Source organism: Flavobacterium sp. I-STPP5a (assembly GCF_009764685.1).
In the GTDB taxonomy this organism is placed as follows: Bacteria; Bacteroidota; Bacteroidia; order Flavobacteriales; family Flavobacteriaceae; genus Flavobacterium.
Map to the genome: position 1 here is coordinate 52,710 of NZ_VHLM01000004.1, position 17,928 is coordinate 70,637.

General features: G+C 33.2%; 11 protein-coding genes and 1 pseudogene. 7 read left to right on the plus strand and 5 right to left on the minus strand.

Features of this window, described 5'->3' with window-relative positions:
- The first annotated feature begins 8 nt into the window (after positions 1-8).
- On the plus strand, positions 9-1,124 hold the full coding sequence (locus FJV36_RS00480) for a lactonase family protein (protein ID WP_158729040.1): 1,116 nt from the start codon (positions 9-11) through the stop codon (positions 1,122-1,124).
- Between the two features lie 47 nt (positions 1,125-1,171).
- On the opposite strand, the gene FJV36_RS00485 is transcribed toward FJV36_RS00480, so the two are convergent.
- The 5 genes and pseudogenes from FJV36_RS00485 to FJV36_RS00505 form a co-directional block, all read right to left on the minus strand.
- Positions 1,172-2,521, minus strand: coding sequence for a DEAD/DEAH box helicase (locus tag FJV36_RS00485; RefSeq protein WP_158729041.1), 1,350 nt, complete (start codon positions 2,519-2,521; stop codon positions 1,172-1,174).
- A gap of 109 nt (positions 2,522-2,630) precedes the next feature.
- Positions 2,631-2,891: pseudogene (locus FJV36_RS00490) on the minus strand (DUF2400 family protein); the annotation flags it as partial.
- A gap of 25 nt (positions 2,892-2,916) precedes the next feature.
- A complete protein-coding gene (locus tag FJV36_RS00495) occupies positions 2,917-4,668 on the minus strand; it encodes a recombinase family protein (RefSeq protein WP_158729042.1) in 1,752 nt (583 codons plus the stop codon).
- Between the two features lie 120 nt (positions 4,669-4,788).
- Positions 4,789-5,628 (minus strand): hypothetical protein, encoded by an 840-nt coding sequence (locus tag FJV36_RS00500; RefSeq protein WP_158729043.1) that lies wholly within the window; start codon positions 5,626-5,628, stop codon positions 4,789-4,791.
- An 828-nt stretch (positions 5,629-6,456) separates the two neighbouring features.
- Positions 6,457-6,735, minus strand: a complete 279-nt coding sequence (locus tag FJV36_RS00505) for a helix-turn-helix domain-containing protein (protein WP_233264567.1) — start codon at positions 6,733-6,735, stop codon at positions 6,457-6,459.
- Positions 6,736-7,112: 377 nt separating this feature from the next.
- On the opposite strand from FJV36_RS00505, the gene FJV36_RS00510 reads away from it, so the two are divergent.
- From FJV36_RS00510 to FJV36_RS00535, 6 genes are read left to right on the plus strand one after another with little or no spacing between them, the layout of a single operon-like run.
- A complete protein-coding gene (locus tag FJV36_RS00510; RefSeq protein WP_158729044.1) occupies positions 7,113-9,536 on the plus strand; it encodes a type I restriction-modification system subunit M in 2,424 nt (807 codons plus the stop codon).
- Positions 9,527-10,753, plus strand: a complete 1,227-nt coding sequence (locus tag FJV36_RS00515) for a restriction endonuclease subunit S (RefSeq protein ID WP_158729045.1) — start codon at positions 9,527-9,529, stop codon at positions 10,751-10,753. Before FJV36_RS00510 ends, FJV36_RS00515 begins: the two co-directional genes overlap by 10 nt.
- Positions 10,750-12,201 (plus strand): DUF262 domain-containing protein, encoded by a 1,452-nt coding sequence (locus FJV36_RS00520; protein WP_199250900.1) that lies wholly within the window; start codon positions 10,750-10,752, stop codon positions 12,199-12,201. The genes FJV36_RS00515 and FJV36_RS00520 overlap by 4 nt, the downstream gene beginning before the upstream one ends.
- On the plus strand, positions 12,188-14,146 hold the full coding sequence (locus FJV36_RS00525) for a DUF262 domain-containing protein (protein ID WP_158729046.1): 1,959 nt from the start codon (positions 12,188-12,190) through the stop codon (positions 14,144-14,146). The genes FJV36_RS00520 and FJV36_RS00525 overlap by 14 nt, the downstream gene beginning before the upstream one ends.
- Positions 14,139-17,165 (plus strand): type I restriction endonuclease subunit R, encoded by a 3,027-nt coding sequence (locus FJV36_RS00530; RefSeq protein ID WP_158729047.1) that lies wholly within the window; start codon positions 14,139-14,141, stop codon positions 17,163-17,165. Before FJV36_RS00525 ends, FJV36_RS00530 begins: the two co-directional genes overlap by 8 nt.
- Entirely contained in the window at positions 17,155-17,883 is a 729-nt protein-coding gene (locus FJV36_RS00535) for a M48 family metallopeptidase (protein WP_158729048.1), read from the plus strand. Before FJV36_RS00530 ends, FJV36_RS00535 begins: the two co-directional genes overlap by 11 nt.
- The last annotated feature ends 45 nt before the right edge of the window (positions 17,884-17,928 follow it).

Here is a 17,928-nt window from a genome sequence, read left to right on the forward strand (position 1 = left end):
TTTACACTATGAAAAAATCTTTAGTTTTCTTGATACTCCTTGTTTTTAGTGTTACGGTCAAAGCACAGAATAAAAAAATCAATTTATTAATTGGAACTTATACTCAAAATTGCGACAGTAAAGGCATTTATGTTTATGACTTTGATACTTCAAATGGAGATTTCATTTACAAAAACGCAACAGATAAGACAGTTAATCCAAGTTTTTTTACAGTGTCCAGTCAAAATAAATTTGTGTATTCTGTGAATGAATTTGGAAAAGAAAGTACAATTAGTGCTTTTAATTACAATGCTTCCAGTGGTGCTATTCAGTTTTTAAATAAGCAAAGTGCTATGGGTGCTGATCCGTGCTATATTATTAACGATAACAAAAACGTCATTGTAGCAAATTATTCTGGAGGTTCGATCAGTGTTTTAGAAAAAAATAGTGACGGTACGCTCCAAAAAGCCAAACAAGTCATTCAACACTACGGAAAAGGTTTGAATCCCAAACGCCAAGAAGCACCTCATGTGCACATGGTCTCTTTTTCACCGGATAAAAAATTTGTTTTGGCTAATGACATGGGAACTGATAAAATATATTCCTACAGTTATGATCCACTTTTAAAAACTGATGTACTTCAAATAAAAGATAGCATCTCCGTAACAGCAGGAAGTGGACCACGGCATTTAACTTTTAGTAAAAATGGCAAATTAGTTTACGTTCTGCAAGAGCTTAGTGGTATGATTACAGTGTACAGTTATAAAGAGGGTAAACTAGTTAAAAGAGATGAAACGACTATTTTAGCAGCAGGTTTTAAGGGAGATTTTACAGCTGCAGATATTCATTTTTCTCCTGATGGAAAGTTTTTATATGCTACTAATCGTGGTGAAGCCAATACTATTTCAATTTTTAAAGCCAATGCTAATGGGACACTCCAATTAGTGGAGCACGTTTCAACATTAGGAAAAGGACCACGTAATTTTGCAATAGATCCTACAGGTGCTTTTTTATTAGTTGCACATCAATATTCAAATGATGTAATTATTTTTAAAAGAAATATAAAAACGGGAACGCTAACCAATACAGGTAAAAAAATAGAATTGTGTGCGCCTGTTTGTCTTGTTTTTACAGATAATAAGTAAATGTATTATACTAAAAAGGGCTGTTGTAGCAGCCCTTTTTAAGTAATTTATTTTTTATCTTTTCGTTTTTTATCTCTGGTCTTTAACATGTTTCTATTAACAGATCCGTGAGTTTTTTTCTTAGTAACTCCTGGACCTCCTAAGTTCACCTTTTTGTTTTTCTTACTTTTTTCTTGAAAAGCACCATCACCGGCTAGTTTTTGTTTTTTCATCAAAAACTTGATGGGTTGTCTTTCTTTCTCAGGCTCAATTAATTTTGAGGATACTTCAACTGTTTCTGGGAATTCTTCAATAGTAAGCTCCATATCCATCAGGAGTTCTATCTCAATTTTAAACTCCTCTTCGCGTGGAGCTATTAAACTGATTGCAGTACCTGTAGCATCTGCACGACCAGTTCTACCTATTCTGTGCATGTACAATTCCGGCAATTCGGGGATTTCAAAATTGACCACATGTGTTATATTTGAGATATCTAAACCTCTAGCCATAATATCTGTGGTAATCAAACCTCTTAAGTTTCCTTCTTGAAAAGAGGCCATGGTGCTCAAACGATAATTTTGTGATTTATTAGAGTGAATGACACCAAACTGTCCATCAAAATCTTCTTCTATGCGATCGTGCAGTAAATCGGATATTTTCTTGTTGTTTACAAAAACAAGAACGCGACTCATATCTGGTGTGGTAGATAATAAGTGTTTTAATAAATTAACTTTCGTGTTAAAATTAGGAACGTTGTAGGTGATTTGTGTAATGTTTTCTAACGGAGTTCCTGACGCAGATAGTGTAACTTCTTCGGGATAATCAAAGAAATCATTCAAAATAGCATCTACTTCATCAGTCATTGTGGCTGAAAAAAGAATGTTCTGACGTTTCTTTGGCATCATTGCCAAAATAGCGGTCAGTTGGGTTCTAAAACCTAAATTAAGCATTTCATCAAACTCATCAATTACGAGTTTTTGCATTTCCTCAAATCGGATTACGTTATCCAATGTTAAGTCCATTATTCGGCCGGGTGTTCCAACTAATATGTCGCAACCTTGGTAAACAGTTGTTTTTTGTGTATTGATGTTTACACCACCAAAAATACCAATAGTTCGAACCGACATGTATTTTGTCAATTTCTCAACCTCTTCCACTACTTGCACTACAAGTTCGCGCGTAGGTACTAGGATCACTATTTTAGGAGTATGGCCAGGAGTAAATTTGTATAATTTGAGTAAAGGAAGTAGGTAAGCAAATGTTTTACCAGTTCCCGTTTGCGCAATTCCCATCATATCTCTACCAGACATGATTACTGAGAACGTTTTTGCTTGAATAGGGGTAGGTGTTGTAAATCCTAAATCATCGATCGCTTTCTGTACGGATTTAGGAAGATTGAATTGCTCAAAAGTAGTCATTTGCTTAAATTTTTTGCAAAGATAGTCTTTTTGAAAGTAATCAAGCAAATGTGTTAATTTACAGTCTTTTTGATACTGGTAAAGTTATAAATACGTCTTAGAAAACGTTTTAAAAACCCTCAAAAACGCCTAGGCCAAATAAGGCAAAATCATACTTTACAGGATCTTGTGCATCAAATTCGCGAAGTTTAGCGTCTAATTCTGCAAGAGCTTTTCCATCATTTTGTTTTCGAGAAAGCAACTCCAATTTTCTAGCCACATTACCGGAGTGTACATCTAGCGGGCAAGATAGGGAAGCCGTTGAGATGCTTTTCCAGATGCCCAGATCAACGCCAGTTTTGTCATTTCGAACCATCCACCTTAAATACATGTAGAAAAGGGTAATTTAGATGGTATTAATCAAATAATACTAGTTCATTTGGATTTAGGTCAACACTTTCTCCAATCATACCCGAAACAGTAGTATTTCCTTCATAGCCAGTTAAGTCTTCTTCATTGAATGGTATGCCCTTGCGGTCGTAATTAGCTTTAAGCATTTCTACATCTTCTGCAAGTTGTTCCTTATTTAATGCTTTCTCTCGATAATGTGTATGCCAATACCACTTCAAACCTTTCCAGTCTGTGGTAAATGTAGATTCCTCAGAATAATTTCTATATTTAATAACTATAAAGTAATATCCAGATTTGTTTTGCTTTGAATGATGTATTTTGATGCTCTCAATCAAAGAATGCACCAAACGTTTAATCTCATCAAATTGAATATAATCAGTATAAGTTTCTATCAAAGTTTTGGTTCTTGAGATTCTGGTCTCATTTTCCATTTCTAAAACTTTTATTTGGAGGTCTTCAATTTCTAAATTTAATTTAACCCTTTTTAGTTTTGTTAATTTGTAGTCTTCTTTAAAAGTTTCATCATCCTCCAAGTCTGGGTCTCTTAATAATTTTACTAAGCGTTCAAGCTGTTTATCCAACTGAACTAATTCTTTCTTCTTACTATCTAGCTTTTCTCTTAGTGGAATTGATAGATTACTCTTTGGAGCCTCGAGCAATAATTCTTTAAGATTCTTATTTTTAAATAAATGCTGAATAATAAAATTTTCTAATTTAGGGAGTGAAATAGCCCTACTATCTTGACAGTCTTTATGCGGTGGTCTCTTTCCTTTGCATTTATAAGAGTTGTCATTTCCTTTAGGTCTTTTTTTTCCTAACACTTCATTACCGCAATGTCCACATTTTATAATTCCATTTAGTAAATAATGATAATCTGCTCTTTTACCGACATTTTTAATATTTTTGGGAAGGTTCTCATTTACCTTATCCCATAAATCATCCTCTATGATTTGAACATCAATTTTTACTTCAATTCTTTTGTTGATATCTTTCTTGTTCCAAATTCTGATACCTTTATAGATAGGGTTTGTCAGCATGTCATAAACCACATTTCCTCTCCATTTTACATTGCTTTTTTCAAATTCTGTAACATTCTTTGTGAATTCATTTATCCTTTTTATTTTTCCTTTAAATCTATTAAATTTTGTTGGTGCCCCTTCTTCGTTTAGGATATTGGCAATCGTATAACTACCAATTCCTTGAAGTGATAAATTGAACATTTTTCGAATGTACTGAGCTTCTTCTTCAAAAATTATAAAATTATTATTTTCATCACGTTGATAACCGTAAGGTTTCATTCCATGAGTTTTCCCTTTTAGTGTTTTACTGTAATTCGCTAATTTTACTTTTCTAGAGGTAATTTTAGCATAGTATGAATTGACTAATGAAATTAAGTTACTACCTAAAATGCTTTCGTCATTACTAAAATCAAAATCAATTCCGTTTGGATAAAATTTACATTTATGCGCTATGCATTCAGCGGAAAAAATATTCCATACAGTGGAATTGCGTTCAATTCTAGACTGGTCTATGCAATAAATGTTGGTAATGACACCTTTTTTTAAATCGGACATCATATCCGCAAGTGCTGGTCTATCTTCAATAGCTAGAGTTCCGCTCATTCCTTCATCTACATAATATCTATATTGCAAACCTAAATGATTAGCCAATTTGAAACCACCCTGTTGTTGGGTTTCGATAGAATAATCGGTTCCATCTGCCTTGTTTTTGGATGTACGACAATAAATAGCGAGCATAAATATATTTTTTACAAATATAACAAATGGTTTAATAAGGGTAATTAAGGTAGTTAAATAAAATTTATCTTATTGTAGTTTTATAGATGCAATGATGTCAAACCTTTCCGTTACATTTTCTTAATCTTTTGCACTTTCATAATAATCTCCCATCATAGTTTCTAAATCGGTGCTGAATTTTTTACCATGTTTAATTAATCTCAAAGTCGTCCACTTACTTTTAGCATCCAAATCTAAATTATGCTTTTTAAAAATCTCATTTTTTAGCCAACTTTTAAATTCAACAAATGCTTTTGAATGATTTTCATTATTACTAGCGTAAGCAAGATTTTCATTATATACACCTTTTAAAAATTTATCAACCTCTTTTTTAATATGTACAACTGGTAGTTCTTTTACCATCATGTCAATAACCAATTCATGAGGCTTTGGATAATTTAATAAATTGTCAATTGACTCCAAATAATAGCTTAAATCATTTTTTATTTCCACTTGAGGCTGGGCAGACTCTTTGGTTACTTCAATAATAACGACAGAGTTTAGAGCTTTTTCTTCATTTTGAGTTGGTGTAGTTTCTTGAAAATTTTCCTTTTTTTCAATAACCGATTCTTCTACTTTTTTGTCTTTTGAATTGAGATTTCCAAATTCAGAAATAGTATAACTGTAAAGTTTTTTTATTGTTTTTGTGTTCTTTGTGCTTTTGGTTTTTAATTCCGTTTTTCTTAAATAACCATTATCTTCTAGATTATCTATAGCACTAAAAAAAGTGGGCTTAGTAATACCTAATCTATTGCAATAAAGAGTTTGTGATAAATTGAATTCAGTATCAGAATCAGACAGTATCATGGTCAATAGTCTAAAAGCGGTTGCTGATAGTCTTGTATCCAATAGTATTGAATGGTGTATGGTGGTAAATTTACCACCTTCATTATTTTTACGAATAACTGTTTTGTTTGTCATTATAATTTTATTTCCTCATTGTTATTTTCTCCTCTTGTGTTTGGTGAGGAAAGCTGATGAACATGACCCCATCAGCAACCAAAATAATCAATCGTTTAGATTTTAATATATGCTACAAACTAATATCTTTAATCTTACAATAATATTAAACAATTATAATCAATTTTAAAAAAAAGTCAATCTTATTTAAAACCATTCATATTATTTTTACATTTATTTCATTGAGAGTAGCTCACAAATCTTGATTTTAGTTGAAATATATTTTTATTCACAAAAGTTGGTATGATTTCTTTACCAATTGTTGGTAATATTTTTATACCATATACTATATTAGTAATATAACTCACTCCGTGAGGTGAGAGTGTGTATATTAAATTATTATGTGTTCTAGTGAGTATCTTCGTTTATACTCCGATACATCACTAACACATAAAGATAAAGGTTAAGAAAAAACATTTCAACTAAACTTATTTATAAACCTAATAACTTTAGTAGTTAAGAAAAACCTATCTCAACTCAAAAAAAAGTTTTTCGGAAACTAACATCTCAACTTCCAAAGGAAAAGGTGAGCGATTACAGCATCCAATCTCAACTTCAAGAAATATAGCCAGCCCATTGTACCTTTTGCTTCTTAATGGGGTAAAAAACACTCCTCTAGTTCCCCCGCATGCTCCTGTAAACGTTCTATCACAATATATTCCCAATCATTGATTTCAACCCTTCTAAAGCCCTTTTCAGTCAATAGTCAGTTCATAAATATGATAGAGTGTTTACACTTCCTAATTTTTTTGAATTTTAAATCATTGTAGCCAAAAATCACTCAGATAATTAGTTTATTCGAATCAAACTTCCCATCAATTCACCTCGTTTATAATAGACCCTATTACCGATGCCAAAGGCAATTATTTTACCTTTTTTAGTCCAATTCCATAAGGTAGTCATATTGATTTTTAACAAAGTGCAAGCCTCAGCTCTGGTAAGTAATTCATCTGGATTTTCAGTAGGTATATTTTTTACAAATTCTTGTAATTGTTCTTTTACCACTCTTGTGATTAACTCTTCTAAATCCCTCGGAGTTAAATTTTGTAATAGGATTGCGTTTTCCATTATATAGATTTATGAATTAATAACAAATTAAAAATTAGTTCAAATATCACCTAAACTGGGTATTGCATCCAGCGTAAAAGAATGGTTTCTTTGGCAAGCAAGAAACAAAGCATTAGATAAAAAACCTATGTAAATACATTACAAGATTTATAAATTGCTTATATTAGGCATTACATTATTGTCTATAAATATGATTGTTAATGCATTAAATAAGATGCCTCGTAATTGCCAAATTTAAATGCTGTCTACTAACTAAAAAAAATTAATTTTACATCAAGTACAGTTTTGCTTTATAGTAAATTGTACTAAAATCTAAAATACTATAATTTCATTATATCAAAATTATTTGATGGTGAAAAAAGAATACAAAATACACTATGGCAATTAAAAAATCAGAATTATACAGCTCTCTTTGGGCTAGTTGTGATGAATTACGTGGAGGAATGGATGCCTCTCAATACAAAGATTATGTACTTACAATGCTTTTTGTGAAGTATGTTTCAGATAAGTATGCTGGCAACCCGATGAGTTTAATTGAGATACCCAAAGGAGCTTCATTTGAAGACATGGTGGCCTTGAAAGGACAAACCGATATTGGTGACCGAATCAATAAAGAAATATTGAGACCTTTATTTGCGGCCAATGGACTTGAAGGTTCAATGGAACTAGTAGATTTCAACGATGATGACAAACTAGGAAGCGGAAAAGATAAAGTAGAAACGCTGTCTAAGCTTATTGCTATTTTTGAAAATCCTGGACTTAACTTTAAAAATAATAGAGCTGAAGATGATGATGTATTGGGTGATGCGTATGAATTTTTGATGCGTCACTTTGCTACAGAATCTGGAAAAAGCAAAGGACAATTTTACACACCAGCCGAGGTATCTAGAATCTTATCGAAGGTCATTGGTGTTGAGAAAGCAGACAAACCATCTTATACAGCTTACGACCCAACCTGTGGTTCGGGTTCGCTTTTATTGAAAGTGTCAGATGAATCACCAAATGGACTTACACTTTACGGTCAAGAAAAAGATATAGCCACAAAAGGATTAGCCATCATGAACATGTGGTTGCATGGCTATCCCGAAGCATCTATTGCGGGTGGAAACACCATATCAATACCTAGTTTTAAAGAAAATGATGGAAGTTTAAAGCGATTCGATTTTGTAGTTGCCAATCCTCCTTTTTCTGTTAAGAATTGGTTGACTGGAATCAACCCAATGGATGATGCCTTCAAGCGTTTTAGAGGGTATGGAGTGCCACCAGAGAAAAATGGCGATTATGCCTTTTTACTACACATTTTAGCTTCATTAAAAAGCACGGGAAAAGGAGCAGTTATTCTTCCTCATGGTGTTTTGTTTAGAGGAAATGCCGAAGCCGAAATTCGTAAAAACATCTTGGAACGCAAATGGATAAAAGGAATTATTGGGTTGCCAGCCAACTTGTTCTACGGTACAGGTATTCCCGCTTGTATTATTGTGATTGACAAAGAAAATGCTGAAGAGCGTGAAGGCGTTTTTATGATGGACGCCAGCAAAGGATTTACTAAAGATGGTAACAAGAACCGATTAAGAGAACAGGACATTCACAAAATTGTAGATGCCTTCAACCGCCAGTGGGAAATTGACAAATACTGTCGTTTAGTACCGTATAGCGAGATTGAAAAAAACGAATACAACTTAAACATTCCTCGTTATATTGACACTCAAGAGGATGAAGACATTCAAGATTTGAATGCACACTTAAATGGTGGAATTCCTCAAAAGGACATTGACGCCTTGAAGAAATACTGGGAGATATACCCTAATCTAAGAAAAGATTTGTTTACCCCTATTCGTGAAGGGTACGCCAAATTGAATGTGGAAAAAAACACCATCAAAAGCACCATTTTTGAGCATGACGATTTTACAAAATACAATACCAAGCTAGACAGTTTGTTTACGGAATACAAAGCAACCAATCATGCCCGAATGAATGCTATTGGCGCCGATACCAAGCCCAAAGATTTCATTAAAACCATTGCCGAAGACTTACTAGAGCGATATGCAAATAAACCTCTAATTGGCCAATATGATGTGTACCAACATTTGCTAGACTACTGGAACGAAACCATGAAAGATGATGTCTATCTATTGGTTGAAGACGGTTGGAAAGCTACTGTAAAACGTATTATTGAAAAAAACAAAAAAACAGGCAAAGAAACCGATAAGGGCTGGACTTGCGACCTTATCCCTAAAACATTAGTCATTAACCGATTTTTAGCCACTGAACAACAAGCCGTTTGGGATGTTGAAACCGCTTTAGAAAGCCTACAAGCCGAAATAATAACTATTGAAGAAGAACATGCTGGCGAAGAAGGCCTATTGAGTGAAGCTACCAACGATAAAGGTAGTTTGACTAAAGCTACCATAACCGCATTTGTAAAAGACAACAAGACCAACCCAACAGAAAAAGAAGCGGTGGCACTGGCCAATAGCTTATTGAAACTATTTAACCGTGATACGGAACTTAAAAAAGAACTAAAAGAGAAAACCACCACTTTAGATGATTTGACCCTTGCTAAGTTCAAAGCCTTAACCGAAGCTGAAGTAAGAACACTAGTAGTCGATGATAAATGGCTTACCAGCTTACAAACCGTGATACAAACCGAAATTGATGCTATCTCACAACGGTTAACCACTAGAGTAAAAGAATTATCAGACCGCTACGAAAATTCTTTAGGAGAATTGGATTGTGAAACAAAATCTTTAGAGGATAAAGTTAATATTCATCTTGAAAAAATGGGATTAAGATGGAATTAACACAACAGAAGTACAAAGAAACGGAAGCTGGATTAATTCCAGAAGATTGGACTCTGGAAAAGATTGAAGATTTTGCTTCAATTACTACTGGAGGAAGTGATACCCAAGACCGTGTTAAAGATGGAGAATATCCTTTTTATGTAAGGTCAAACACAATTGAAAGAATCAACAAATATTCTTTTGATGGCGAGGCAATATTAACCTCTGGTGATGGTGTAGGTGTTGGTAAAATATTTCATTATGTTACTGGTAAGTTTGACTATCATCAAAGAGTTTATAACTTATTCAACTATAGACAAGATGTATACGGTAAGTACCTCTTCTTTCAGTTTTCGACTAACTTTTATAAAAAGGTTATGTCAATGACTGCTAAATCATCCGTTGATTCTGTTAGAAGAGAAATGATAGCCGACATGAAAATCCCGCTCCCACCAACCCTAGAAGAACAAAAAGCCATAGCCGCCGCCTTGAGTGATGTAGATGAATTGATTAGTAATTTAAACCAACTCATCACCAAAAAGAAAGCGATTAAACAAGGTGCCATGCAACAGCTTTTAACGCCACCGAACAAAGGTGGTAAACGGTTGGCAGGGTTTACTGAGGATTGGGATTTTAGAACCATTGGTGAGCTCTGTAAAACATTTACTAAGCAAACAGGGTTCGACTATTCAAATCACATAAAACCAACACTAATTAATAAAAAACAAACGGATTATCTACCGTTTATCCAAAACAAAGATTTTAATGGTCATAAAGTAAACTTTGATACTGATTACTATATTCCTCAAGATGTAGCTGTACGCTTCCCAATGATTTTATTGAATGAAAGATGTTTGATGATTTCCATTTCAGGCAGTATAGGAAAAGTTGGAATTTTTAACAATAAAGAAATTGCTTTTATTGGTGGAGCGGTATCAGTAGGAAAGTTTATCAACCCACTCTATTTGGATTGGGTCATGAATTATCTACATTCAGAAGCTGGACAAAACATGATGTTGAAGGACGTTAAGGCAGGGTCGCATCAAAACCTAATTCTCGATGACATTAGAAAAATGAAAATTCCCATGCCAAAAATTGAAGAACAAAATGCTGTGTGTCAAATTCTATCAGATATAAATGAAGATATAGATAAATTAGAAACAAAAAAAGCAAAATACCAAGTTATAAAACAAGGCATGATGCAAGAATTATTAACGGGTAAAATTAGGTTGGTGTGAGTGAAGTAATAGAAGTTCAAATGGATATTGCGGAGCATAAAGTTTCGCCAAAGGATTTAAAACCCAGTATCATTACGGTTGCTGATTTGCTCGTAGAGTCTAGGATAACATTTCCTAATTATCAAAGGCCCTACAAGTGGGAAACTAAGCATGTAAACCAGCTTATCAATGATATTATTACTTTCAATCACAAACCAGCCTATCGCCTCGGTACAGTTGTTATTCATCATGATGAAAACGACCTATTAAATATTGTTGATGGGCAGCAACGCACCATTACTTTATTACTTATTACAAAAGCAATTTTAGCAAGGATTGATGCCAAACAAATAGAATTAAAAAATGAGGAACTAAAAAGGCTACTTAAGGACGTAAAGTCTAAAATGCCACAACCTCAATTTATTAATGAAATCACCATACAAAACATTCAAAGAAATTATGCTGAAATTGAACGTCATGTAGCTAATTTTGATGAAGAAATACTGTTTTTTCTTTTCAACAAATGTGAATTTGTTAAATGTATTCTAACCGATATTTCAGAAGCTTTTCAGTTTTTTGACGCACAAAATGCTAGAGGTAAAGACCTTGACCCACATGATTTACTCAAGGCATTCCACTTAAGAGAGTTTAGTCAAAAAGAAAAAGAAGTACTTACTAAAACAGTTGCAACATGGGAAGACTTGGAAACAAGGACTTTGGTTACTTTATTTGGTAAATACCTTTTCCGTATTAAAGGATGGGTGAAAGGACGTTCTTCTCGATATTTTACAAAAAATGAAGTAGATTTATTTAAAGGGATTACCTTAGATAAAATAGAAAATTACCCATTTACCAGAGGCATGCGTATTACGCACTTTTATGTAGATAAATACAACCAATCAGCCGATAGAGATATAGACCTTCAACACATGCATTTCCCTTTTCAGTTGGATGGACCCATCATAAATGGAAAGCGTTTTTTTGAAATGATACATTTCTATGAACAAATTATATCTAATTATACAGGGGATTTTCTAAAACAATTAGATTTAAGTGCAGAAGCAGACGAAATCATATATGCAATTAATCATTATGACAAAAGACACCGAGATGGCGACCAGTTTGTGAGAACTTTATTTGATTGTGCTTTAATTTATTATCACGATAAATTTGGCGAGGTAGAACTTTCTAGATTTATTGAGAAGGCTTTTATATGGGCTTATAAAGTCCGTTTACAGCAACAATCGGTTTACTTATCAACTGCCGACAACTATGTTTTAGAAAATAATATTTTTAAAGAAATTTATGAAGCTGTAAACCCTAGCCAAGTGCTCAATTATTACATACCAGCACTTCATGAAATTCGTATAAAAAACCCAAAAACCTTAAATTATTATAGAAAGGGGCCAAACCCAAATAATTTAATTGCTATTTTCAAAACTTTAAGATACTACAATGGGGACTACTAATACAGAACAAGTACAGGAGTTTTCGGTAAAAACACTCTTGAGTACAACGGGCGAATATACAATACCAGTTTACCAAAGAAATTATGCTTGGGAAGAAACTCAAATTCGTCAATTAATAAAAGACATAATAGATTCGCTTAAGAAGAGTAGTACCAAAAAATATTACATAGGGACGCTAATAGTTGATAAAACCGAAATAAACAACAAGAGCCTCTTTGAAACAATTGATGGGCAACAACGTTTAACGACATTAAATATTCTTTTAATTGCGATTAAAAACTATCCTCAATTTAAACATATAAATACGGAATGGTTTGAACGATTAAATTTAAGTTTTTCAAATCGTCAAAAATCAGAAGAAGCCTTACTTGACCTATTTGGTAATTCTAAAATTGAAAGTAAAAAATATAATCCGTCTATCCTAGATGCTTACGATTTGGTAATTTCCATTTTAAATGAAGAGATAAAAGAAAGTGGTGATGTTACTATCGAGACCTTTACCGATTATTTATTCCATTATGTAACTATTTTACGAGTTGAGGTTCCACCACAGACCGACTTGAATCATTATTTTGAAATAATGAATAACAGAGGTGAACAATTAGAAAAACATGAAGTTTTAAAAGCTCGTTTATTAGAATCCTTTGATTTTATTAAGGATTTAGACGTTAAAGAAAAAAACAGCCATGTTTTCCATACAATTTGGGAAGCTTGCGCTAATATGGAAAAATACGTGCAATATGGTTTTCCAGTAGATGTTCGACACAACTTATTCGATTCTAACAACTGGGATAATTTCAAAGCTGAAAATTTTGATGAAGTTTTAAATCAATTTGGTGAAATCAAGAATCAAAAGCACCAAGAAGCACAATCTATTGACCAAATAATTAAAAAGCCTGTAAATGATTCGAGTAGAGAAAATGCTAGTGATGAAAATCCAGAACGATTTTATTCAGTAATCAATTTTTCAAACTTTTTATTACATGTAATTAGAGTTACAACAAAACAAGACATCTTATTAGATGACAAAAAATTACTAGATAGTTTTGAAGAAATAGTAAATGAGAAAACAGACGAAGAGAAAATGATTTTTTCTCAAAATTTTGCTTTTAGTTTACTGAAGACAAAATATCTGTTTGATAAATTTATCATTAAACGAGATACATCGAAACAAAAAGAAGAATGGAGTTTATCCAAAATGAAGAATTCAAAACAACAAAGAGGAAATAGTATTGCCTATACAGCTAGCTATCCTAATAGTTTCGAAGATATTCATTTAAATAGACAGTTAGTTCAACTACTTTCTATGTTCCATGTTTCTATTCCAACACTATCTTATAAACATTGGTTAAATGCAGCATTACATTACGTGTATGAAAACCCTAAAACTTCAGCTGAGGACTATATTAATTTCTTGGAAAGAACTGCCGAAACTTTTATTTATAATCGAATAGTTGCTCACGAACCTCAAGAATATTATAAGATGATTTATCATCCACAATCAATGAAGTTGAATAACCCAATTGACATAACAAAATTTAGTTTTGGGTCAATCACCAATAATTTGCTATTCAATTATGTTGATTATTTACTTTGGAAAAGAGAAGTTAATAAAGAGAGTAAAGACTCAAAAATTATGGATTTTAAATTTACTTCTAGAAGTTCGGTTGAGCATTATTATCCTCAAAATCCAAAAGAAGGATTCCCCAAAATGAAAGATTTAAATGCGCTGAACTGCTTTGGAAATTTATGTTTGATTAGTCACAGTAAAAATTCATCGTTGAGCAACTTTTCACCATTAAGTAAAGCTGAGTTTTATCTTAAAGGAGATATTGACAGTATCAAACAGTATATTATGCTGAGAAATGCTGATAATTGGGATGTTGAAGCAATACAAGACCATCAAAAAGAAATTTTTCAACTTTTAAAAATTGAAAATGAATAACATAGGTAAATCAGAAAGGATTTCTCAAAATAGAATCGTTCAATTATTTCAAGATAAATTAAAGTACCAATATCTTGGTGATTGGCATGAAGAAACACGTATCCAGCCAATAGAAGAAGCTATTTTAAAAAAACATCTTCTATCAAAAGGATATTCAGCAGTTTTAGCTCAAAAAGCAGTTGATGAGTTAGTTAAAACATCCAAAAACTTATCCAATGGTTTGTATGATGCAAATAAAGAAGTCTATCGTTTATTGCGTTATGGTGTCACGGTTAGAGAAGAATTAGGCCAACCCAAAGAAACGGTTTGGTTAATTGACTGGAAAAATCCAGAACAAAATGACTTTGCAATTGCTGAAGAAGTGACCGTACAAGGCAAGCATGTAAAAAGACCCGACATAGTCATTTATGTGAATGGTATTGCACTTGGAGTCATTGAATTAAAGAAAAGTAAAATTGGTTTTGAAGAAGGTATTAGACAAAATCTTGACAATCAAAAACCAGAGTTTATTCAAAACTTTTTTACCACTATGCAATTAGTAGTTGCTGGTAATGATACACAAGGTTTGCGTTACGGAACCATTGAAACCACTGAAAAATATTATTTGAAATGGAAAGAAGATTCAGCAGAATCTTATGATTACATTCTAGACAAACATATTAGCCAGTTATTTGATAAATCAAGACTTTTAGAACTTATTTACGACTTCGTAATTTATGATAAGGGAATTAAAAAACTATGCAGACCCAATCAGTTTTTTGGTATCAAAGCGGCCCATGACCATGTGAGAACAAAAACTGGTGGAATCATTTGGCACACTCAAGGTAGTGGAAAGAGTTTGACCATGGTTTGGCTCACCAAATGGATTCGTGAAAATGTTAGAGACAGTCGAGTTTTAATCATCACTGACCGTGAAGAACTGGATGACCAAATTCAGAAGCTGTTCACAGGGGTTGACGAAACAATTTACAGGACCAAAAGCGGAAGAGACTTAATCCGAGTGCTAAACGAAAAAACTGAAATGCTAGTTTGTAGTTTGGTTCATAAGTTTGGCAGAAAAACAGATGAAGGAGATTATGAATCTTACATTGAAGAGTTAAAATCTAGCTTAGGCTCTGATTTCGAGGCGAAAGGTGATATTTACGTTTTTGTTGATGAATGTCATCGCACCCAATCTGGAAAGCTACACGATGCGATGAAGTTAATTCTTCCAAATGCCTTATTCATTGGTTTTACTGGAACTCCGTTGTTAAAAAAGGACAAACAAAAGTCTATTGAAATATTCGGACCATACATTGGTAATCCCTACAAATTCGATGAAGCGGTTGAGGATGGGGTTGTTCTGGATTTATTATATGAAGCCAGAGATGTGGAGCAATTTGTAACCAACCAAGTTAAAATTGATGATTGGTTTGATGCCAAAACAAAAGGTTTAACTGATGTGGCCAAAGTGGAATTAAAAAGACGTTGGGGAACCATGCAAAAAGTATTGGGCTCCAAATCAAGATTGGAAGAAATTGTGGCTGATATCATTTTTGACTTTGAAACCAAACCAAGGTTAAAAACTGGTGAAGGAAATGCCATGTTAGTGTCTAGTTCCGTTCATCAAGCATGTAGATATTACGAGCTATTTCAAAATGTAGGATTTAAAGAATGTGCTATTATTACCTCTTATCAACCACATCACTCTGATATTAAGGGAGAGGAAACAGGTGAAGGACTTACAGATAAACTGCTGAAATATGAAGTTTATACTAAAATGCTGAATGGAAAATCTACGGAGGACTTTGAATCTGAAGCTAAAGCAAAGTTTATCAAAGAACCGAGTAAAATGAAATTGTTAATAGTTGTAGATAAGCTTTTAACGGGTTTTGACGCACCTTCAGCAACCTATCTGTATATTGACAAGAACATGCAAGACCATGGCTTATTTCAAGCTATTTGCCGTGTTAACCGAGTAGACACAGATGATAAGGAATATGGATATATTGTAGACTATAAAGATTTATTTAAATCACTTCAAAAATCTATTACAGATTACACATCGGAAGTTTTTGATGACTATGATGCAAATGATGTCGATGGTTTATTGAAAAACAGATTAACAGAGAGTAAAGAACGACTAGAAACGGCTTTAGAAACGGTGAGAGCCATGTGTGAACCTGTTCATCCAAAAGATGAGCCAAATTACATTCGTTTTTTCTGTGGAAATCCAGAATTTAAGGATGATTTAAAGAAAACAGAAGAAAAACGAGTGGCTTTGTACAAAGCTGTAGTCACGCTGATTCGAGCATACGCAAATGTGGCTAATGAAATGCCAAAATTAGGGTTTTCTGACAAGGAATCATTGGATATCAAAGTTGAAGTACAGCACTTTTCAGACCTTAGAGATACCATCAAACAAGCAAGCGGGGAATATTTAGATTTTAAACCTTTTGAGCCAGGAATGCGTCAATTAATGGATATGTATCTGAATGCTAATTCCAGTAAAAAGATATCCGATTTTGAGAATAAAACGCTTGTTGAATTAATTGTCCACCTAAGTGAGCCAGCACCAGAGTATAACAAAAGTAAATCGCATCAGTCGGTAGCTGAAACCATTGAAAACAATGTTAGAAAGGTAATTAACGAGGAGTCACAGACCAATCCAAAATACTTTGAAAAGATGTCAAAGCTTTTGGATGAGTTAATTAAACAAAGAACGGAAGAAGCTATCGAATATGAAGCATACTTAGCTAAAATCAAAGAATTATCAGAGAAAATCACAACTCCTTCTGGAGGTGTAAATTATCCCGATTCAATTAATTCAAGAGCTAAGCAAGCACTTTATGATAACTTAGAGAATAATGAAGCTGTCGCAAATCTATTGCATAAAACAATTTTAGATAATAAGCTTGACGGATGGCGTGACGGTGGTATCAAAGAAAAAAAATTGATGTTGGCCGTTAACCAAATCATTCAAGATGCCGATACTACGCTTTCAATTATGGACATCATAAAAGCACAAAATGAGTATTAGTCCAACGTTATTGCATATTGCTAATATCGAAATTGATGTGATTAGAAAAGACATCAAGAATATGCATTTAGCGGTGTATCCACCACATGGTAGGATAAGGCTGGCAGTACCTCAAAACACAGATGAAGATGTTGTACGCCTATTTGCTATTAGTAAATTGGGGTGGATAAAAAAACATGTCAAAAATTTTCAAGAACAAGCTAGAGAAACCAAACGAGATTATGTGTCTGGTGAAAGTTTATTTTTTCAAGGGATTCGTTACCTATTAGAAGTTGAAGAACATAACGGCTATAGCTCCGTAAAGATTGAAGGAACTAAAAAAATAAAACTAAAAGTAAAACAAGGTGCAACAACTGAAGATAAGTCTTTAGTCATGCGTGAATGGTACCGCAAGCAATTAAAAATCCAATTAGAACCTTTGGTTGAAAAGTGGGAAAAAGTTATTGGAGTAACTGCAAATGATTGGGGTGTAAAACACATGAAAACCAAATGGGGTGCTTGCAATACCGATTCAAAAAGAATTTGGTTAAATTTAGAACTGGCAAAGAAACCACCTATTTGTTTGGAATATATTCTAGTTCATGAACTGGTCCATCTTCATGAAAGAAATCATAGTGAACGCTTTATTCAACTCATGGATAAATTTATGCCTAAATGGCGCTTGCATCGTGAAGAATTAAATAATCTACCAATCGTGCATAATGATTGGGGGTATTAAGAATAGGTGTGGCAAAAAAAATATAATTAAAAATTGAGTAGAGCG